This is a genomic window from Sedimentitalea sp. XS_ASV28 (assembly GCF_041224545.1).
In the GTDB taxonomy this organism is placed as follows: domain Bacteria; phylum Pseudomonadota; class Alphaproteobacteria; order Rhodobacterales; family Rhodobacteraceae; genus Sedimentitalea.
In genome coordinates, this window is record NZ_JBGFGP010000150.1 from 56,369 (window position 1) to 74,845 (window position 18,477).

Consider the following 18,477-nt stretch of genomic DNA (forward strand, 5'->3'; position numbering starts at 1 on the left):
GCAAGAACGGCTGCAATTTGGATCGCTGCCCTTGCAGCGCCCGGATGGCGATACTAAGACTCTGCAAACACATTATCGGGTATCCTCCCGACATCCAACGCAGCAGGCAGGCACAGATGTTTGATCCCACAGAAACCTACATGAATACCCTGGTCCCGATGGTCGTGGAGCAGACGAGCCGCGGGGAGCGGGCCTATGACATCTTTTCGCGCCTGCTCAAGGAGCGGATCATTTTCATCAACGGGCCGATCCATGACGGCATGAGCCACCTTGTCGTGGCCCAGTTGCTACATCTCGAGGCCGAAAACCCCTCCAAGGAAATCAGCCTGTATATCAACTCGCCGGGCGGAGTCGTGACGTCGGGGCTGTCGATCTATGATACGATGCAGTATATCAAACCCAAGGTCAGCACACTCTGCATCGGGCAGGCCGCGTCGATGGGTTCGGTGCTGCTGGCCGGGGGCGAGCCGGGAATGCGGTTCAGCCTGCCCAACAGCCGGATCATGGTACACCAGCCCAGCGGCGGCTATCAGGGTCAGGCCAGCGATATCATGATTCACGCGGCAGAGACCCAGAAACTCAAGGACCGGCTGTATGACATCTATGTCAAGCACACCGGCCAGACCAAGAAAGCCGTAGAAAAAGCGCTTGATCGCGACAATTTCATGTCGCCGGAAGAAGCGAAGGAATGGGGCCATATCGACGAGATCGTGGCCAGCCGGGACAAGAGCGAAGACAAGGAGGCCTGATCTTTTGGCACGAGGACAGCGCCGCACCGGTGGTGCGAAAAGGGCACGATTTGCGATTGTGATGCCCTTTGCGCTGTCCTAAGCTGCCGCGAGGTGGGTGAATCTGTCCTGTCAAGGACGGGACAGCGTTGAAAATCGAAGCCGGAAAGGTTGATCATGGCAACGAACTCAAATGGCGACAGCAAGAATACGCTTTATTGCAGCTTTTGCGGCAAGAGCCAGCATGAGGTGCGTAAGCTGATCGCGGGCCCGACCGTCTTCATCTGTGATGAATGCGTCGAACTGTGCATGGACATCATCCGCGAAGAGACCAAGGCGTCCGGGCTCAAGGCGACGGACGGGGTGCCGACACCCAAGGACATCTGCGAAGTGCTCGACGACTACGTGATCGGTCAGGCGACGGCCAAACGTGTGTTGTCCGTTGCGGTGCACAATCACTACAAGCGTCTGAACCATGCGCAAAAGGCCGGTAACGATATCGAGCTGGCCAAATCCAACATCCTGCTGATCGGGCCGACCGGCTGCGGCAAGACGTTGCTGGCGCAGACGCTGGCGCGCATTCTCGATGTGCCGTTCACCATGGCCGATGCCACCACCCTGACCGAAGCCGGTTACGTGGGCGAGGACGTGGAGAACATCATTCTCAAACTCCTGCAGTCCAGCGAATACAATGTCGAACGCGCGCAGCGCGGCATCGTCTATATCGACGAGGTCGACAAGATCACCCGCAAATCCGAAAATCCGTCGATCACCCGTGACGTGTCGGGCGAGGGCGTGCAGCAGGCGCTGCTTAAGCTCATGGAAGGTACGGTGGCCAGCGTTCCGCCGCAGGGCGGGCGCAAACATCCGCAGCAGGAGTTCCTGCAGGTGGACACGACGAATATCCTGTTCATCTGTGGCGGTGCCTTTGCAGGTCTCGACAAGATCATCGCACAGCGTGGCAAGGGCAGCGCGATGGGCTTTGGCGCGGATGTGCGCGACGAGGACGAGCGTGGCGTCGGCGAGATCTTTACCGATCTCGAGCCGGAAGACCTGTTGAAGTTTGGCCTCATTCCGGAATTCGTCGGTCGTCTACCGGTTCTGGCGACACTGGAAGACCTCGATCAGGATGCGCTCGTGACGATCCTGACCAAACCCAAGAACGCGCTGGTGAAACAGTATCAGCGGCTGTTCGAACTCGAGGATACCGAGCTTCAGTTCACCGACGATGCCCTGCTTGCAATCGCCAAGCGTGCGATCGAACGCAAGACCGGTGCGCGTGGGTTGCGTTCGATCCTCGAAGACATCCTGCTGGACACGATGTTCGAATTGCCGGGCCTCGACAGCGTGACCAAGGTTGTCGTGAACGAAGAAGCCGCACGCTCCGAAGCGGCTCCGCTGATGATCCATGCGGATGCCGAGAAAGAGCCGGCCGCGACCGCAGGCTAGAAGTTTGGCCATTCGGCGTATCCCGTCCGGCGGCGAATTCGAGCGCCGGGTGGGGTATTGCCGGGCCGTCGTGGCGGGTGGCTTCGTGCATGTCGCAGGCACGGTAGGTCAGGGCGACGATGTCGTCAGCCAGTGCCGGTCGGCCCTCGAAATCATCACCAATGCGTTGCGCGAAGCGGGAGCGACTCTGGCCGATGTGGTTCGCGTCACCTACTATCTTCCGGATCGCGCAGAGTTCGAGCCATGCTGGCCGATCCTGTCAGAGACATTTGGTCCGCATCCGCCGGCAGCGACCATGATCGAATGCGGTCTGATCGATCCGAAATACCGCATCGAGATCGAAGTGACCGCCGTGTTGCCGGACGCGCGCGGTTGATCGACGGGAAACAGACGTCTTGCCTTCGCGCGCCCGCCGCCGCTAACGTGATCGCCAGATCCCGGCAAACCGGGCATCTGGCTTTCTGGGAGGAGAGACACGCATGGCCATCATCAAGAGCAGCTTTTCGGATGTCGAGGTCCGGGACCTGACCATCACGCAACGGGTGTTCGAAGGGCTGGGTGACACTCCCGACCGGGTGATCCTGATCGATGGGCCGACCGGCCGCGAGATGACGGTTGGCCAGTTTGTCGGCGGCATCAAGTCACTGGCAGGCGGGTTGAACGCCAGGGGGCTGGGCACGGGCGCCTGTGTCGCTCTCATGGCGCCGAACCTTCCAGAGTATTGCGTGGTATTTCATGGGGTTGCCTGGGCAGGAGGCACCATCACCACGATCAACCCCACCTATACCGCTCATGAAGTGCGGCACCAGTTGACGAATGCAAATGCGTCGATCCTGATCACGATCGCGCCTTTTCTGGATACCGCGCGCGAGGCGATCCGGGACACTGGAGTCAGCGAAATCTACGTGATCGGAGAGGCTCCGGGCGCCCGCCCGCTGACAGAGTTGATGGGCGCGCCGCAGGACAGCCAGACGCCTGTCGATCTGGACGGGCACATCCTGGCGCTGCCGTATTCGTCGGGAACCACGGGGTTGCCCAAGGGCGTGATGCTGACCCATCGCTCGATGGTCATGAATGTCGATCAGACCCTGCATGTGTCGGATATCGAAGAGGGCGAATTCTCGGTTGCATTCCTGCCGTTCTTTCACATCTACGGGATGCAGGTGCTCATAAACATGCATCTTGCGGCCGGCGCAGGGCTGGTGACGATGCCCCGCTTCGATCTGGAACAATTCCTTGACCTGTGTGCGAAATACCGCACGCGGCGCATGTGGATCGTTCCGCCGATTGCCATTGCCCTCGCAAAGCACCCGATTGTCGACAAGTACGACCTGTCCGCGGTCGAGCATGTCAACTCGGGTGCGGCCCCGCTTGGCGGCGATGTGGCGGCGTTGGTGGGCAGGCGGCTGAATTGTGTCGCGACGCAGGGTTACGGCATGACCGAGCTTAGCCCGGTCAGCCATCTCACGCCTCCGGGGAAGGCGCGCACGGGCGCCTCGGGACTGACGGCACCGAACACGGAATGCCGGATTGTCAGCACCGAAACCGGTGAGGATATGAACCGTGGCGAAGCGGGAGAGCTTTGGGTGCGCGGACCACAGGTCATGAAAGGCTATCTGAACAACCCCGAGGCAACGGCCGAGGCGCTTGACAGCGACGGTTGGCTGCACACCGGGGATATCGGCTATTTCGACGAGGATGGTTATCTGTTTATCACGGACCGCCTGAAAGAGCTGATCAAGTTCAAGGGGTTCCAGGTCGCACCGGCCGAGCTTGAGGCCGAGCTGCTGACCCATCCCGACATTGCCGATGTCGCCGTGATCGGTGCGCCGGACGACGAGGCGGGCGAGGTGCCGATGGCATTTGTGGTGCCCGCCGGGGATGTGACGCTGGAAACCGTGCAGTCGTTTCTCGAAGGGCGCTTGTCACATTACAAGCAGGTACGGCGGATGGAAATCGTGGACGAAATACCGAAATCCGCGTCGGGCAAGATCCTGCGCCGGGTTCTGCGGGACCGGCTCGCGGGTTGAGCACAGCGGCAAACAGGCATGTTCGATCTGCATGGCAGACAACCCGGTCACGGCATGGCCTTTTCCGCAGGATGCGTGTAAGAGGCGTGCTCTCTGCTGCGGGGCCGTTCGGAAAGATGCTGGATGCGCCCTCGCGGCGGCATGTAATCCATCCGGACGCAGACCGAATTTGGGGCGTTTCGACACAGCCTGAGACGCCTTGACGACCCGACAGAGACAGGACCCCCGATGACCCGAAAAGCGCCCTTGGCGGCATTCGCCAGCCGACTTGCCATGCCCGATCTCAGATGGGTGCCGGACGAACGGCTGACCCCCGCGCGCCTGCGTATCGAGCTGCTGTCCGGGTTGACCGTGGCGCTGGCGCTTGTGCCCGAGGCGGTGGCCTTTGCCTTTGTTGCCGGGGTTCACCCGCTGGTGGGACTTTACGCGGCATTTCTGGTTGGTCTGATCACGGCGCTGATCGGGGGGCGTCCGGGCATGATCTCGGGCGCGACGGGGGCGCTCGCGGTTGTCATGGTGTCGCTGGTCGCGAAACATGGGGTGGAATACCTGTTTGCGACCGTCGTCCTCATGGGGCTGTTGCAGGTTTTTGCGGGTCTCATGCAATGGGGCAAGTTCATCCGCCTGGTGCCGCACCCGGTGATGCTCGGCTTTGTGAACGGGCTGGCCATCGTGATCTTTCTGGCGCAGCTGGGTCAGTTCAAGGTGCCGGGCAGCATGGAAAACACCGGCCACGGGATTTCGGGGGGCGAGTGGCTGAGCGGCATGCCGCTCTACCTGATGCTGGGTCTCGTGGCGCTGACCATGGTGATCATCTGGATCGTGCCGCGTATCACGCGGGTCGTGCCCGCTCCGCTGGCGGGCATCGGAATCGTCGCGGCGCTGGTGATCGCGTTGGGCCTTGATGTGCCGCGCGTCGGCGACCTGGCGTCTATCCAGGGGGGATTGCCGCCGTTCCATATTCCGATGATGCCGCTGAACCTCGAGACGCTGGAAATCATCCTGCCCTATGCGGTCATCCTTGCCGCGATCGGCCTGATCGAAAGCCTGCTGACCCTGAACCTTGTCGGAGAGATCACCGGCAAGCGGGGCGGGGCGTCGCAGGAATGTATCGCCCAGGGCGTCGCCAACACGGTCACCGGTTTTTTCGGCGGCATGGGCGGCTGTGCGATGATCGGTCAGTCGATGATCAACGTCAAATCTGGCGGTCGCACGCGGATTGCAGGTATTGCGGCGGCGTTGTTCCTGCTCGTCTTCATCCTGTTCGCCGCCCCCGTGATCGAGCTGATCCCGCTTGCCGCGCTGGTCGGCGTGATGTTCATGGTGGTGATCGGAACCTTTGCCTGGAACAGCCTGACGATCCTGCGCAAGGTGCCGTTGATGGACGCATTCGTGATCTTGCTGGTCACGGTCGTGACGGTGATGGAAGACCTCGCCGTGGCGGTTGTCGTCGGTGTCATTGTCAGCGCGCTGGCCTATGCCTGGAACAACGCGCGCCGCATTCATGCGGTGACACGGGAGTCCGTTACCGAAAAGGGGGCCAAGGTTTACGAGATAAAGGGGCCGCTGTTCTTCGGATCGTCGGACGGCTTTATCGAATTGTTCACTGTCGAGGATGATCCGGAAAACGTGATCATCGATTTTGCCGATAGTCGGGTGGTTGATCAGTCAGCGCTGCAGGCGATCGAGAGCATCGCCGCGAAATACGAGGCGTCCGGCAAGGCGATCAAATTGCGTCACCTGAGCCGGGACTGCCACAGGCTCCTCAACAAGGCGGGGCATCTCATTGTCGATAGCGACGATGACCCGGATTACGAACTCGCGGTCGATTACTCGGTGCGTACCGGGGTGCTGGGCGGGCACTGATCTGACGATGCGATGGGACAGCGCCTGTTGCCACGGTTGAGCAGTCACCGTTCCTTGGGAGCGGTGACTGTGATGGCCGGTTTTGCCTGCGGCCCGCCCGGTTCAGTCATCCGGTCGCACCATTTCGAAAATGTCGGTGATATGGCTGTAGTCGCGGTATCCCAGCCGTGTCAGCGGGTTGAACGCCGTGACATCGAAGCGGCCGTCGCGGATGCAATCGTCGCGCATGTGGACGCCGACAACCTCACCCAGAACAAGCCGGTTCGCCTTGCCTGGCAGGTCGATGATGCGGGTCAGGCGGCATTCCAGCGATGCGGGCGCGCCCTGAACGCGGGCGCAGGCGATGGTTTCGCATTCCACGGGGGAGAGGCCGGCAGCGTCGAATTCATCCACCTCTTTCGCGGTGCCGCCGGATGTGACGTTCATGGCGTCGCGCATGGTGTATTCGACGATGTTGACACAGAACACGCCGGTTGCCGCGATATTGGCCACGCTGTCCTTGGTGCCGTCCTGATCCGGCTTGCTCCCTGTGGATGCGAACATCACCTGCGGCGGGACATAGGCCACCGCGTTGAAAAACGAATACGGCGCGAGATTGTTGGTTCCGTCCGGCGCGCGGCTGGAAATCCAGCCGATCGGGCGTGGCGTCACGATGGCATTGAACGGATTGTGAGGCAGGCCGTGACCGTCTTCTGGGCGATAGAACATGAGCAAACTCCGAGTGTTTGCCCAAGACCTAGCGGCGTGTTAGGGCGATTGCCACCACATACCGCCGTTGGGATGATCGCGTGATTGAGCTGAGACCTGAAACCGGGCAGGATTGGTGGGAAGTCGAGGCGCTGTACGATCTCTGCTTTGCACCCGGGCGCGAGGCACTGTCCTCCTACCGACTGCGCGATAACATTCCCCCTGTCGCTGGCCTGTCGCTGGTTGCCCGCGACGAGGAAAGAAATGTCGCCGGCGCGATCCGCTATTGGCCGGTGCGGGTCGGCGGCGCTGCGGCTCTGCTGCTGGGTCCGGTGGCAGTGCACCCGACCCATCAGGGCGAGGGGCTGGGTGGTGTCCTGATCCGCGATTCGCTGGCCGCCGCATCGGCCGATGGCTGGCATCGTGTGCTTCTGGTAGGAGACTACCCCTATTACTCTCGCTTTGGTTTCGAACCGCTGACCGGTGTCGTCATGCCACCCCCGACCAACCCGGACCGGGTCCTGGGGCAGGCACTCCGGGACGGTGCGTGGGATGGAATCCGGGGTGACGTCACGCGCTGGACAGAGGGCTGACATTGAAATCCGCCGGGGAAATGCCGATCTTGTGAACACGCCCGCAGAGGAGTGAAGATGGCAGATATCGAAATCGTCGAGCCCGTGGACGTTGAGGCCGAACTGGACCGGCTGGCCGAGACATACCGCGCCGCCAACGGGATTGGCGTGCGGATTCTCAATCTGTTGGGCGGCAAGGCCGAGTCGCTGCTGGATCGCCTGCCCTCTGCGGTGCGCAATAACCTCGGCGCAGCGACGCAGCGCGCGTTGACGCTGGCGATGCAGGCGGCGCAGACGTCTCGCACGGCGGTGCCCGACCAGAAAGCGTGGGTCAACACCGCGATGACAACTGCGATGGGTGCCGCGGGTGGCTTTGGCGGACTGCCCACGGCGCTCGTCGAATTGCCTGCAACCACAACGGTACTGCTGCGCGCGATTCAAGGCGTGGCAGCGGAGCACGGTTTCGACCCGTCCGCAGAGAATGTGCAATTCGACTGTATCCGCGTCTTTGCCGCCGCCGGACCGCTCGCGTCGGATGACGGGTCCGATCTTGGCTTCTTCTCCCTGCGCCTTTCGCTGACGGGCGGTGCGATGCACAAGCTGATCGCCACGGTGGCGCCCAAGCTGGCGACGGTTCTTGGCCAGAAACTGGCGGCGCAAACCATACCGGTTCTGGGGGCGGTCGCCGGGGCGACAACCAACTATTTCTATTCCGACTATTATCAGCAGATTGCGCATGTGCATTTCGGTCTGCGCAGGCTGGCCATCGACAGCGGCATCACCGAGGACGAGCTGGTGCGCATGCTGGACAAGCGGATGCAAGACCGCCTGTCCTGAAGCGGCTCACGTGTCCCACGGTGCGGTGAAATTCCGGCCGTGCCGCCGACCGGGCTGCCCGCGTGCGACGCGGAGGTTCGGAACTGACGTGGCATATCTGCTGCTTTGACCGGAATCAGAACAGTCGAACCCGGTTGTCTTGTTGCCCCTTTGGTTGTGTATGGCATAACGCAAGGCAAAGTGTCGCGCAGGGCCGGAAATCGGATCGCCGGAACCGACGATCCCGAGGGCACACGCAACTGACCCAAAGGGATTTTCGCGGGGAAGTCCGAAGTCGGCCCGACTGCCAGTGTGGGCCGCAGATAAATGCGCCCTAAAATCACAAGGACCGATCCGACGAGACGAGGGGTAAATGGGAGAATACGAAAAGGCGGAGTTGATCGCGATCTGCCGTGAAAAGCTGCTGCGCGATGGCTTGGCTGTTCATGTCGAGCAAGACTTTGACAGGGTACCCGAGATTATCGAGGCGATAGGCAAACCCTATCTCACTCCAAAGATGTCGCCGTTTTTCAATGATTTCACCGCCGAGAACTGCTTCTGGCTCCGGCTTGAAAAGGACGGTGAAACCGTGGCGCTTGCCGGTGCACGGCTGGATGATCTGGGCGATGGAAGCATAACGGAATACTGGCGGCGCACGATGCGCCGGCAATATGGAAACGGCGAGGTCGAGATGGTCACGCAGGTCGCATCGCCGCTCGAACGCGAACTCAAGGGGCGGCTGGCCTATTTCGGTGATCTGCATTTTTCGCGCGCGGCCGGGCGGTCGCTCAAGACGGTCCGCCGCTTTGTCCTGATCGGGCACATGATCACGGCGCTGAAGTGGAACCCGGACTGGACCTATGCCTTTCTGCGCGAGGACGACGTGCGCAGGGGGGGCGGGTATCACTATGGCTTCAACCGCTATATTCCCGATGCACAGTTCTGGGTCGATCCCCCGTCACCGCGTGAGAATACCGAGTATTGCGTCATGACCAACCGGCGGGACCTGGCCTATATGGCCCAGGCGTTCATACGATCACCGGAGCGGCTTTGAATAGCTGATGATCACATCGCCGTGGGTGTCCGAGGTCACCGGCAGCAGCAGCCGGAGATAGTCGAGGCGGATTTGCTCCGCATGGCCGGGGGCCAGCACGTTCAACGCCTCTTCGGTGAGGACCGGCTGGCCTTCGGCGGCGGTGCGATAGGCGCGCAACAGGCGCTTTTGCAGGTCGCTGTCGCGCACTTCGTCCAGCGCATATTGCAACGATTTCTTGTCCGCGACACCCAGGGTGCGGGCCGAGAGGCTGTTGGACCCCATGCGCAGGACTTCGATCCGGTTCGAGCGTTCGCCCGGTGCCTTGTAGAGATCGAACCACTCAATGATCTTGTCAAAACCGCTTAGCCGCCGGCCATATTTGAACCAGCGCAGCATCATGTCATCGACCGTTGGCTCCTGACCACGCATGGCGGCCGCTTCGCGCAGGCTTCCCGCAATCTGGTCGAAAAACTTCATCGCCTGATCGGTTATCGGACCGTCCGTGCCAAGATCGGTTACATCGAACGGCTGCGACGTGCTGCCCGCGAGATAGGCAAGCGAAACTTCCAACTCACGGGCCAGCCTGACCGAGATGTCCCAGCTTGGCGAGGCCTTGGTGCTGAGCATGGTCGAAACATAATTGGGGCTCAGGTTCAGCGCGCGTGACAATTTCGCGCGATTTCCACCGTATTTTTTTGATGTCTCGATGGCGCGGGCAACGCGCTCATGAAAGATGCTCATCGTTAAATCGCTCTAACCGTACTTAATATTGTTCGAAGGTATAATATCGTGTGAGGTCTGCAACTCAAAATTGCGTGCGCGGTTTGGTGGAGCGGCTGTCCCCGGGAACAATCCCCATCGTGAGAGTGTTGCAGTCGCGGCGGTTTTACGAGCGCTTCGCCGTTTTCTGAACAGGGCGAACCGTCGCATGTCCGCCGGCGGGACAGATAAGTTTTTCCTGCATGCGTTGCCCTGCACAGGCGCGCAAGGCGATGTGCATTCCGGCTATGGTGCCAAGCCCACCCGGCGGTTAGTGTCGTGCCGTTCAAGATGCAAGCAAGCAGGGGGACCATGTCTGCAATTCTGTCCATTCGAGACCTGCACAAGACCTATGCCGGCGGGTTTCAGGCGCTCAAGGGGGTCAGTCTCGATATCGAGCAGGGCGAGATCCTCGCGTTGCTTGGCCCAAACGGGGCGGGCAAGACAACGTTGATTTCGACGGTCTGTGGGATCACGACGCCAAGCGGCGGCTCGGTGACCGTGGGCGGTTATGATATCATCACCGAGTTCCGTGGTGCGCGATCGCTGATCGGGTTGGTGCCGCAGGAGGTCAATCTGCAACCGTTCGAAACGGTCCTGAACACGGTACGATTTTCGCGTGGGTTGTTCGGCAGGCCACGCGATGATGCCCATGTTGAAAAGGTCCTGCGCACCCTGAGTCTCTGGGACAAGAAGGACAATCAGATAACCACGCTGTCCGGCGGTATGAAACGACGTGTCCTGATCGCCAAGGCGCTGAGTCACGAACCGCGTGTGCTGTTCCTGGATGAACCGACCGCCGGCGTGGATGTGGATTTGCGCAAGGATATGTGGGACACCGTTGCCGATCTCAAGGCGGACGGGGTCACGATCATCCTGACCACGCATTACATCGAAGAAGCCGAGGCCATTGCCGATCGGGTGGGTGTCATCACGCGCGGCGAACTGTTGCTGGTCGAGGAAAAGAGGGCGCTGATGGCGCGGATGGGCCGCAAGCAGCTTGAGGTGCAGTTGAATGAAAGGCTGGACAGCATTCCCGCCGGGCTTGCGCATCTTGATCTGGAACTGGCCGAGACCGGGGATGCGCTGGTTTACAGCTACGACATTCACGCGCCACGCACCGGCATCACCGGTTTGCTCAACGGGATCGCCGAGGCGGGGCTGACCCTGCGCGACCTGCAGACACGGCAAAGCAGCCTTGAAGAGATTTTCGTGGACCTGGTCAAGGGAGACGCATCATGAACCTGTCGGCCGTCGGGGCGATCTACCGATTTGAGATGATGCGTTTCTTTCGCACGCTGATGCAGAGCTTCCTGTCACCGGTGCTCTCCACGTCGCTTTATTTCGTGGTGTTCGGTGCCGCCATCGGCAGCCGCATCGAGGAGGTCGAAGGCGTCAGCTATGGTGCGTTCATCGTGCCGGGGCTGGTGATGCTGTCGGTTATCACCCAGGCTATCTCGAACGCCGCCTTTGGTATCTATTTCCCCAAATTCACCGGCACCATCTATGAATTGCTCTCGGCGCCGGTCAATTTTCTTGAGATCGTGATGGGGTTCGTCGGTGCGGCGGCGACCAAGGCCTTGTTCATCGGGGTGGTGATCCTGTTGACGGCGTCGTTCTTTGTCGACCTCTCGATCCAGCATCCGGTGGCGATGGTGCTGTTCCTGCTGCTGACCTGCCTCAGCTTTGCATTGCTGGGATTCATCGTGGGGATCTGGGCGGGAAACTTCGAGCAATTGCAGCTGGTGCCGCTGCTGATCGTGACGCCGCTGATTTTTCTCGGCGGATCATTCTATTCGATTTCGATGTTGCCGCCGGTCTGGCAGACGATCACGCTGTTCAATCCGGTGGTTTACCTGATCTCGGGCTTCCGCTGGTCGTTCTTCGGAACCGCCGATGTTCCTGTGGCGCTGAGCCTGCTGGCAATTGCCGGGTTCACGCTGTTGTGCCTGGGGCTGATCTGGTGGATCTTCAAGACCGGCTGGCGCATCAGGAGCTAGCCGCTCAACCCAGGCGGTTGTGATGCCGGAATGACGTGGCATAATTGCCCGGCGTTGCGTGATTTGGGGGGTGTCACCGGTTTCTGTTCGGGTCGGCATCTTGTTTGTCGGCGGGTGGCGTTCTACATCGGCTGCATGAACCTTCGCATCCCCTTTCTGAAAAAGCCGCCCCTCGTCTCGGTTGTCCGTTTGCACGGGGCGATCGGCATGGCCGGGCGCCGGTCGCTCAATGATCATGCGCTGGCGCCGGTCCTGGAGAGGGCGTTTCGCCGTGGCAAACCCGACATGGTGGCGCTCGAGATCAACTCGCCCGGCGGCTCGCCGGTGCAATCATCGCTGATCGGTGCGCGCATCCGGCAGCTTTCGGAGGAAACCAAGGTGCCCGTCGTGGCCTTTGTCGAGGATGTTGCTGCATCCGGCGGCTATTGGCTGGCGGCGGCAGCAGATGAAATCTGGGCGGACGAAAGCTCGGTCGTGGGGTCGATCGGTGTGATCTCGGCGGGTTTCGGCGCGCAGGTCTTCCTCGCCCGGCAGGGCATCGAGCGGCGCGTCTATACCGCCGGAAAGTCCAAGTCGATGCTTGACCCGTTCCGCGCGGAAAACGAGGAAGACGTCGCGCGTTTGCAGGTTATCCTTGGTGACATCCACGACAATTTCATCGCCCATGTCAAAGCGCGGCGGGGTCAGAAGCTCGACACCACCAAAGAGCTTTTCACGGGTGAAATCTGGTTGGCGCGCCGCGCTACCGATCTCGGCCTGATCGATGGCATCGGCCATCTCAAGCCCAAGATGAAGGCCCGCTTTGGCGACAAGGTCAAATTCCGCCGACACCAAATGCGGCGGCCTTTCCTTGCCCGTTTCGGGGCGCAGGTGGTGGATGACGCGGTTGCCGGCATCGAGGAGCGCGCCGCCTTTGCGCGTTTTGGTCTTTGATTTGATCCTCAAGATCGTTTTCCTTTTTCTGATTGGGATGGGGGTTCTTGCCATGTTCGGCAAGCTGCGCCTGCCCGGTGCCGGGCGTATCGCTTCGGCAAAATGCCCTTCGTGCGGGCGATACCGCATCGGCAAGGGACCCTGTAATTGCAAATCGGGAGAGCGCCGATGACCCTGTGGCTTCTGTCAATTCTGGGTCTGGTCATCCTGCTGCTGGCAGGGGATGCGCTGGTGCGAGGCGCAGTCAATCTCAGCCTGAGATTGGGCGTTCCGGCGCTGATCGTCAGCCTGACGATCGTTGCCTTCGGAACCTCGGCACCCGAACTGCTGATCGCGATCAGCGCGGTCAGGGACAATGCGCCGGGTATCGCGCTTGGCAACGTGGTCGGATCGAATACGGCCAATATCCTGTTGGTGCTTGGTATTCCGGCGCTTATCACGACCTTGCACACGAGCGAATGCGACAGCCGGAAGAACTATGTTCTGATGATCCTGGCGTCGGTGCTCTTTATCGGTCTCGCTTTCCTTGGAACCTTTACCATTGGTACGGGTCTGATCCTGCTGGCGATGCTGGGTGTCGTGCTGATGGACATGATGCGCGACGCCCGCGCGCATCGCGTCAACGGCGCATCCGATGAACTCGAGGAAATCGACGAGGCCGATCCCGACATGCCGTATTGGCGGGTTGGCCTTTACCTTGTCCTCGGTCTTGTCGGATTGCCGTTGGGGGCGCACCTGCTGGTCACCAACGCGTCGCTGATCGCGCAGGCCTATGGGGTCAGCGATACGGTCATCGGTCTGACCCTTGTGGCTGTGGGAACGTCCCTGCCGGAACTGGCGACCACCGTGATGGCGGCGCTGCGGCGTCAGGCGGATGTGGCGCTTGGCAACGTGATCGGGTCGAACATGTTCAACCTCCTGGGCATTGTCGGCATCGCCACATTCTTCGGGGATATCAAGGTTGCTCCCGAATTTCTGAATTTCGATCTCTGGGTCATGCTGGGTGCGTCACTTCTGATGTTCCCCTTCGTATTCTTCAAGGTGAACATCACGCGTCTCTGGGGCATCGTGTTGACCGCGCTGTATGCCGTGTATGTCTTTGCCATCCTGAACTGACACCCTTTTTCACGCGAGAGGACACCAATGCCACGCAGTCTTGTCACCGGCGCCGGAAAGAGGCTTGGGCGAACGATGGCGCTCTATCTCGCCGACCGCGGTCATGATGTTGCGGTGCATTACGCGCGTTCTGCGGATGCCGCCGACGCGGTGGTTGCCGAGATCCGGGCCAAAGGTCGCAATGCTGTGGCGCTCGGTGCCGACCTGCTGCAAGAAGATCAGGCACAGGCGTTGTTGCCCGCTGCGGCAGAGGCACTGGGCGGGGCGGTGACCTGCCTTGTCAACAACGCGTCCATCTTTGAGTACGACAACATCCGCACGGCGACGCGCGAGGGCTGGGACCGGCACATGAACAGCAACCTGCGCGCGCCCTTTGTTCTTATCCAGGCGATGGCGGCGCAGGGACTCGGGGTGGCCACCGACGAGGCCGGAGAGCCTGTGGCGACCGGACTGGTCGTCAACATGATCGACGAGCGGGTGCGCAAGCTGACACCGGAATTCATGACCTACACGCTTGCCAAGATGGGGCTTTGGGCATTGACGCAGACCGCGTCCCGCGCCCTGGCCCCGGCCATCCGCGTGAATGCGATCGGTCCCGGCCCCACCTTGCAGGGCGAGCGCCAGTCCGAAGCCCATTTTACAGCCCAGAGGGCAGCGACAATCCTCGAACGCGGGGCCAATCCGAACGACATCACAGCGGCGCTCGGCTACTTTCTGGATGCCCCTGCGGTGACCGGGCAACTGCTCTGTGTCGATGGCGGGCAGCACCTGGGCTGGCGGACCCCGGATGTGCTTGGCGTGGAATAACTGTCATCGCCGATGCAAGTTTTGCACCGGTCACCCTGACGTTACTGAACTGTTACAATTTTGTGTTATATTTCATTAACTTGCGTCGCATGCCAAAAAGTTTCTTTTGATTACAATGGCTTGTCGATGTGCCTAAATATTAGTCATTTCGGCGAAAGCAGCCGAAACTAAGGGAAATTTCCCAGTACCCCAAACATATCTTCAGACTTATCCACACAAACCGTGGATTTGTTCTGGGTTGATCTGGCCCGGTCAAGATTGCAGCCAGATGCAGAGAATCATAGTTATAGCCAATGACTGATCAGAGCGAACACTCCGACACCCCGACGCCAACCGGGCATGTGCGCATTCAAGCGTATCTCAAGACGCTGGATACGTCGCCGGGTGTCTACCGGATGCTGGATTCCGAAAGCCGGGTGCTGTACGTCGGCAAGGCGCGCAATCTCAAGGCGAGGGTGTCGAGCTATTCCCGGCCGAGTGCGGGGCATAGCGGGCGGATCGACCGGATGATCCGCGAAACCGCCAGCATGATGTTCCTGACAACCCGAACGGAAACCGAGGCGCTGCTGCTCGAGCAGAACCTGATCAAGCAGCTCAAGCCGAAATACAATGTCCTGCTGCGCGACGACAAAAGCTTTCCGAATATCCTGGTCGCGCGCGATCATGCCTTTCCGCAGATCAAGAAGCATCGGGGAGCAAAGAAGGAAAAGGGTGCCTATTTCGGGCCCTTTGCCAATGCGGGTGCGGTCAATCGCACGCTCAACCAATTGCAAAAGGCGTTCCTGCTGCGCAATTGTTCGGATGCGACGTTCGATGGTCGGACGCGGCCCTGCCTGCTCTATCAGATCAAGCGATGTTCGGGGCCGTGCGTCGGCTTGATCTCCGAGGCGGATTATGCCGCGAGCGTTCGCGATGCCGAACAGTTCCTGTCGGGCCGGTCGACACGGGTGCAGGAAGAATTGGCGGAGCAGATGACGGCCGCTTCGGATGCGATGGAGTTCGAACGCGCGGCGGCGCTGCGTGACCGCATCCGCGCTTTGACGCAGGTCCAGTCGACCCAGGGTATCAATCCGCGCGGGGTGGCCGAGGCGGATGTGATCGCGCTGCACATGGATGGCGGCCAGGCCTGTGTTCAGGTGTTTTTTATTCGCGCCAATCAGAACTGGGGCAACAAGGATTTCTATCCGCGTATCGGAGCGGATGTGTCGGCGGCCGAGGTCATGGAAGCCTTTGTCGGTCAGTTCTACGACAACAAGGAACCGCCCCGGCAGCTGATCCTGTCCGACGCGATCGAAAACGCCGATCTCATGTGCGAGGCGTTGTCGGAAAAAGCCGGGCGCAAGGTTGAAATTCTCGTGCCACAACGCGGGGAAAAGGCGGAGCTGACCGCCGGAGCGCTGCGCAATGCCCGCGAGTCACTGGCCCGCCGCATGTCCGAGAGCGCGACACAGGGCAAGCTGTTGCGCGGGCTGGCAGAGGCGTTTGACCTCGATGCACCGCCCCAGAGGATCGAGGTTTACGACAACAGCCACATCCAGGGCACCAACGCGGTCGGTGCGATGATCGTGGCGGGGCCGGACGGGTTCATGAAGAACAGTTATCGCAAGTTCAATATCCGGGGCGATGACCTGACGCCCGGCGATGACTTCGGCATGATGAAAGAAGTGTTGAACCGGCGCTTTGCCCGGCTGCTGAAAGAGGATCCCGAGCGTCAGAAGGGGCAGTGGCCCGACCTGTTGCTGATCGACGGCGGCGCGGGACAGGTGAGCGCGGTGGCCGAGATCATGCGCAGTCACGGCGTCGAGGACATACCGATGGTCGGCGTGGCCAAGGGCGTCGATCGCGATCATGGCAAGGAAGAATTTCATCGTGTGGGCGCGCGTCCCTTTGCGTTGCGCCATAACGATCCGGTGCTTTATTTCGTGCAGCGGTTGCGCGACGAGGCACACCGCTTTGCCATCGGCACCCACAGGGCCAAGCGCGCCAAGGCGGTCGGCGCCACGCCGCTGGACGAGGTGCCGGGTGTGGGCGCCACCCGTAAACGCGCATTGCTGGCGCATTTCGGCAGCGCCAAGGCGGTCAGTCGCGCCAACCTGAACGACCTCAAGGCGGTTGACGGGATATCCGGTCATCTAGCCGAAACGATCTATGATTTTTTTCATGACAAGGGGTGAGCCGCGCGGATTGCGCTCGGGGGCAATTTCCGCCGGACTGTCAAATGGAATGAACATGCGCTTTTATGTTCCAAACCCGCGATGTAGGGTTCGCTCATGACGTGGAACCTGCCAAATATCCTGACCATCCTGCGGCTGCTTGCGGCACCGGGGCTTGCGGTCATGTTCCTGTATTTCCAGCGGCCCTATGCGGATTGGTTCGCGCTGCTGCTGTTTGTCAGCGCATCGCTCACCGACTGGGTCGACGGTTATCTTGCACGGGCGTGGAAGCAGGAAACCAAGATTGGTGCCATGCTTGACCCGATCGCGGACAAGGCGATGGTGATCATCGCGCTGATGGTCATTGTCGGATTTTCGTCGATGTCGCCCTGGCTGGTTCTGCCGGCGACCGTGATCCTGTTTCGCGAAGTGTTCGTGTCCGGGTTGCGTGAATATCTTGGCGATACGGCCGGCACCCTCAAGGTGACGAACCTTGCCAAGTGGAAGACGACGATGCAGATGATCGCCATCGCGGTATTGTTCCTGCAGGGCATTTTCGAGCATTATCTGGGGCTGTCGCTGGTGGGGCTTGACCCGCAGGTCGTTGCCGAGACCCTCGCCGGCGATGGTGCGGATCCGAACGGGCTGCGCTGGAAGGCGGCGGCGATGGAATGGGCCGAACGTGCCGGATTGTGGCTGTTGTGGTTTGCGGCCGCACTGACATTGGTGACGGGGATGGATTATCTGCGCAAGGCGCTGCCCTTCCTCAAGGAGGTACGTTGATGGATGTCCTGTATTTTGCATGGGTGCGCGAGCGGATCGGGCTGCCGCGGGAAAAGGTCGAAACCGATGCGACCACGGTGGCCGAGCTTGTGGCGGAACTGCGCCGCCGGGAAGAGCGGTACGAAGTCGCGTTCGCGGACCTCTCGGCCCTGCGCGTGGCGATCGATCAGGAGTTGACAGATTTCGACGCACCGATTTCCGGGGCGCGCGAGGTGGCTTTCTTTCCGCCGATGACAGGGGGATAATCGATGCGCGTGCTGGTGCAGGACTCCCCATTTGATCTCGCGGCCGAAATGACGGGATTTGGAGGCGACGGCATGGGCGCGATCGTGACCTTTACCGGCGTGGTGCGCAACAATGACCGGGGTGATCTGGTCGCGATGGATATCGAACATTACCCGGGCATGACGCAGTCGGCGCTGGTCCGGATTGCAACCGAGGCGAGCGAGCGTTGGTCATTGGGCGATGTGCTGGTGATCCACCGACACGGGCGCCTTGCACCGGGCGAGCAGATCATGATGGTTGCGACCGCGTCGCGCCACCGCAAGGATGCTTTCGAAGCGGCGGAATACCTGATGGATTACCTGAAATCCCGCGCGCCGTTCTGGAAAAAGGAAATCACCCGGGACAGCGCCGATTGGGTTGCCGCCCGCGACGAGGACGAAGCCGCATTGGGGCGTTGGTAACGGCGCGCTAACGCAATCAGGACTGACCCAAACTCGCTTTAAAGCATTTCGCGATA

Annotated in this window: 19 protein-coding genes; 17 read left to right on the plus strand and 2 right to left on the minus strand. The window is 60.8% G+C overall.

The features are described from left to right. Positions 1 to 116: 116 nt before the first annotated feature. The 5 genes from AB9K34_RS15590 to AB9K34_RS15610 all read left to right on the plus strand — a co-directional run bounded on the left by AB9K34_RS15590 (position 117) and on the right by AB9K34_RS15610 (position 6,073). Positions 117 to 749 (plus strand): ATP-dependent Clp protease proteolytic subunit, encoded by a 633-nt coding sequence (locus AB9K34_RS15590; protein WP_369955351.1) that lies wholly within the window; start codon positions 117 to 119, stop codon positions 747 to 749. Positions 750 to 905: 156 nt separating this feature from the next. Beyond that, complete coding sequence (clpX, locus tag AB9K34_RS15595) at positions 906 to 2,177, plus strand: ATP-dependent Clp protease ATP-binding subunit ClpX (RefSeq protein WP_369955352.1); 1,272 nt, start codon at positions 906 to 908, stop codon at positions 2,175 to 2,177. After that, positions 2,143 to 2,553, plus strand: a complete 411-nt coding sequence (locus AB9K34_RS15600; protein ID WP_369955353.1) for a RidA family protein — start codon at positions 2,143 to 2,145, stop codon at positions 2,551 to 2,553. Before clpX ends, AB9K34_RS15600 begins: the two co-directional genes overlap by 35 nt. Positions 2,554 to 2,656: 103 nt before the next feature. Next, on the plus strand, positions 2,657 to 4,207 hold the full coding sequence (locus AB9K34_RS15605; protein ID WP_369955354.1) for an AMP-binding protein: 1,551 nt from the start codon (positions 2,657 to 2,659) through the stop codon (positions 4,205 to 4,207). Between the two features lie 228 nt (positions 4,208 to 4,435). Next, positions 4,436 to 6,073, plus strand: a complete 1,638-nt coding sequence (locus tag AB9K34_RS15610) for a SulP family inorganic anion transporter (protein WP_369955355.1) — start codon at positions 4,436 to 4,438, stop codon at positions 6,071 to 6,073. 102 nt (positions 6,074 to 6,175) lie between these two features. Here AB9K34_RS15610 and AB9K34_RS15615 read toward each other — a convergent pair whose 3' ends face one another. Next, complete coding sequence (locus tag AB9K34_RS15615; RefSeq protein WP_369955356.1) at positions 6,176 to 6,781, minus strand: flavin reductase family protein; 606 nt, start codon at positions 6,779 to 6,781, stop codon at positions 6,176 to 6,178. A gap of 80 nt (positions 6,782 to 6,861) precedes the next feature. Between AB9K34_RS15615 and AB9K34_RS15620 the strand changes: the two genes are divergently transcribed. The 3 genes from AB9K34_RS15620 to AB9K34_RS15630 all read left to right on the plus strand — a co-directional run bounded on the left by AB9K34_RS15620 (position 6,862) and on the right by AB9K34_RS15630 (position 9,202). Next, entirely contained in the window at positions 6,862 to 7,353 is a 492-nt protein-coding gene (locus AB9K34_RS15620) for a GNAT family N-acetyltransferase (RefSeq protein WP_369955357.1), read from the plus strand. A 57-nt stretch (positions 7,354 to 7,410) separates the two neighbouring features. Next, positions 7,411 to 8,169, plus strand: a complete 759-nt coding sequence (locus AB9K34_RS15625; protein ID WP_369955358.1) for an EcsC family protein — start codon at positions 7,411 to 7,413, stop codon at positions 8,167 to 8,169. Between the two features lie 352 nt (positions 8,170 to 8,521). Continuing rightward, a complete protein-coding gene (locus AB9K34_RS15630) occupies positions 8,522 to 9,202 on the plus strand; it encodes a hypothetical protein (protein ID WP_369955359.1) in 681 nt (226 codons plus the stop codon). Here the strand turns inward: AB9K34_RS15630 and AB9K34_RS15635 are convergent. Then, on the minus strand, positions 9,185 to 9,925 hold the full coding sequence (locus AB9K34_RS15635; protein WP_369955360.1) for a helix-turn-helix domain-containing protein: 741 nt from the start codon (positions 9,923 to 9,925) through the stop codon (positions 9,185 to 9,187). The genes AB9K34_RS15630 and AB9K34_RS15635 overlap by 18 nt on opposite strands. Positions 9,926 to 10,255: 330 nt before the next feature. Between AB9K34_RS15635 and AB9K34_RS15640 the strand changes: the two genes are divergently transcribed. The 9 genes from AB9K34_RS15640 (at position 10,256) to AB9K34_RS15680 (ending at position 18,421) form a co-directional block, all read left to right on the plus strand. Next, a complete protein-coding gene (locus AB9K34_RS15640; protein ID WP_369955361.1) occupies positions 10,256 to 11,185 on the plus strand; it encodes an ABC transporter ATP-binding protein in 930 nt (309 codons plus the stop codon). Next, positions 11,182 to 11,943: an ABC transporter permease gene (locus AB9K34_RS15645; RefSeq protein ID WP_369955362.1), complete on the plus strand. Its 762-nt coding sequence runs from the start codon at positions 11,182 to 11,184 to the stop codon at positions 11,941 to 11,943. Before AB9K34_RS15640 ends, AB9K34_RS15645 begins: the two co-directional genes overlap by 4 nt. Before the next feature lie 135 nt (positions 11,944 to 12,078). Further along, positions 12,079 to 12,876: a S49 family peptidase gene (locus AB9K34_RS15650; RefSeq protein ID WP_369955363.1), complete on the plus strand. Its 798-nt coding sequence runs from the start codon at positions 12,079 to 12,081 to the stop codon at positions 12,874 to 12,876. 168 nt (positions 12,877 to 13,044) lie between these two features. Next, the gene (locus AB9K34_RS15655; RefSeq protein WP_369955364.1) at positions 13,045 to 13,992 is read left to right on the plus strand and encodes a calcium/sodium antiporter; all 948 of its coding nucleotides are present in this window, start codon (positions 13,045 to 13,047) and stop codon (positions 13,990 to 13,992) included. Positions 13,993 to 14,019: 27 nt separating this feature from the next. After that, positions 14,020 to 14,799: an SDR family oxidoreductase gene (locus tag AB9K34_RS15660; protein WP_369955365.1), complete on the plus strand. Its 780-nt coding sequence runs from the start codon at positions 14,020 to 14,022 to the stop codon at positions 14,797 to 14,799. 293 nt (positions 14,800 to 15,092) lie between these two features. Then, positions 15,093 to 16,973 carry an excinuclease ABC subunit UvrC gene (uvrC, locus tag AB9K34_RS15665; RefSeq protein WP_369955366.1) on the plus strand — a complete coding sequence of 627 codons (1,881 nt, stop codon included), beginning with the start codon at positions 15,093 to 15,095 and terminating at the stop codon, positions 16,971 to 16,973. 96 nt (positions 16,974 to 17,069) lie between these two features. Continuing rightward, positions 17,070 to 17,735 (plus strand): CDP-diacylglycerol--glycerol-3-phosphate 3-phosphatidyltransferase, encoded by a 666-nt coding sequence (gene pgsA, locus AB9K34_RS15670; RefSeq protein ID WP_369955367.1) that lies wholly within the window; start codon positions 17,070 to 17,072, stop codon positions 17,733 to 17,735. Then, positions 17,735 to 17,980, plus strand: a complete 246-nt coding sequence (gene moaD / locus AB9K34_RS15675) for a molybdopterin converting factor subunit 1 (RefSeq protein ID WP_369955368.1) — start codon at positions 17,735 to 17,737, stop codon at positions 17,978 to 17,980. Before pgsA ends, moaD begins: the two co-directional genes overlap by 1 nt. A 3-nt stretch (positions 17,981 to 17,983) precedes the next feature. After that, positions 17,984 to 18,421, plus strand: coding sequence for a molybdenum cofactor biosynthesis protein MoaE (locus AB9K34_RS15680; protein WP_369955369.1), 438 nt, complete (start codon positions 17,984 to 17,986; stop codon positions 18,419 to 18,421). Positions 18,422 to 18,477 lie beyond the last annotated feature (56 nt).

Excerpts from the sequence above, each read along its gene's own strand:
- AB9K34_RS15590 (WP_369955351.1), top strand. The coding sequence starts at position 117 with ATGTTTGATCCCACAGAAACCTACATGAATACCCTGGTCCCGATGGTC.
- clpX (WP_369955352.1), top strand. The coding sequence starts at position 906 with ATGGCAACGAACTCAAATGGCGACAGCAAGAATACGCTTTATTGCAGC.
- AB9K34_RS15600 (WP_369955353.1), top strand. The coding sequence starts at position 2,143 with ATGCCGAGAAAGAGCCGGCCGCGACCGCAGGCTAGAAGTTTGGCCATT.
- AB9K34_RS15605 (WP_369955354.1), top strand. The coding sequence starts at position 2,657 with ATGGCCATCATCAAGAGCAGCTTTTCGGATGTCGAGGTCCGGGACCTG.
- AB9K34_RS15610 (WP_369955355.1), top strand. The coding sequence starts at position 4,436 with ATGACCCGAAAAGCGCCCTTGGCGGCATTCGCCAGCCGACTTGCCATG.
- AB9K34_RS15615 (WP_369955356.1), bottom strand. The coding sequence starts at position 6,781 with ATGTTCTATCGCCCAGAAGACGGTCACGGCCTGCCTCACAATCCGTTC.
- AB9K34_RS15625 (WP_369955358.1), top strand. The coding sequence starts at position 7,411 with ATGGCAGATATCGAAATCGTCGAGCCCGTGGACGTTGAGGCCGAACTG.
- AB9K34_RS15630 (WP_369955359.1), top strand. The coding sequence starts at position 8,522 with ATGGGAGAATACGAAAAGGCGGAGTTGATCGCGATCTGCCGTGAAAAG.
- AB9K34_RS15635 (WP_369955360.1), bottom strand. The coding sequence starts at position 9,925 with ATGAGCATCTTTCATGAGCGCGTTGCCCGCGCCATCGAGACATCAAAA.
- AB9K34_RS15640 (WP_369955361.1), top strand. The coding sequence starts at position 10,256 with ATGTCTGCAATTCTGTCCATTCGAGACCTGCACAAGACCTATGCCGGC.
- AB9K34_RS15645 (WP_369955362.1), top strand. The coding sequence starts at position 11,182 with ATGAACCTGTCGGCCGTCGGGGCGATCTACCGATTTGAGATGATGCGT.
- AB9K34_RS15650 (WP_369955363.1), top strand. The coding sequence starts at position 12,079 with ATGAACCTTCGCATCCCCTTTCTGAAAAAGCCGCCCCTCGTCTCGGTT.
- AB9K34_RS15655 (WP_369955364.1), top strand. The coding sequence starts at position 13,045 with ATGACCCTGTGGCTTCTGTCAATTCTGGGTCTGGTCATCCTGCTGCTG.
- AB9K34_RS15660 (WP_369955365.1), top strand. The coding sequence starts at position 14,020 with ATGCCACGCAGTCTTGTCACCGGCGCCGGAAAGAGGCTTGGGCGAACG.
- uvrC (WP_369955366.1), top strand. The coding sequence starts at position 15,093 with ATGACTGATCAGAGCGAACACTCCGACACCCCGACGCCAACCGGGCAT.
- pgsA (WP_369955367.1), top strand. The coding sequence starts at position 17,070 with ATGACGTGGAACCTGCCAAATATCCTGACCATCCTGCGGCTGCTTGCG.
- moaD (WP_369955368.1), top strand. The coding sequence starts at position 17,735 with ATGGATGTCCTGTATTTTGCATGGGTGCGCGAGCGGATCGGGCTGCCG.
- AB9K34_RS15680 (WP_369955369.1), top strand. The coding sequence starts at position 17,984 with ATGCGCGTGCTGGTGCAGGACTCCCCATTTGATCTCGCGGCCGAAATG.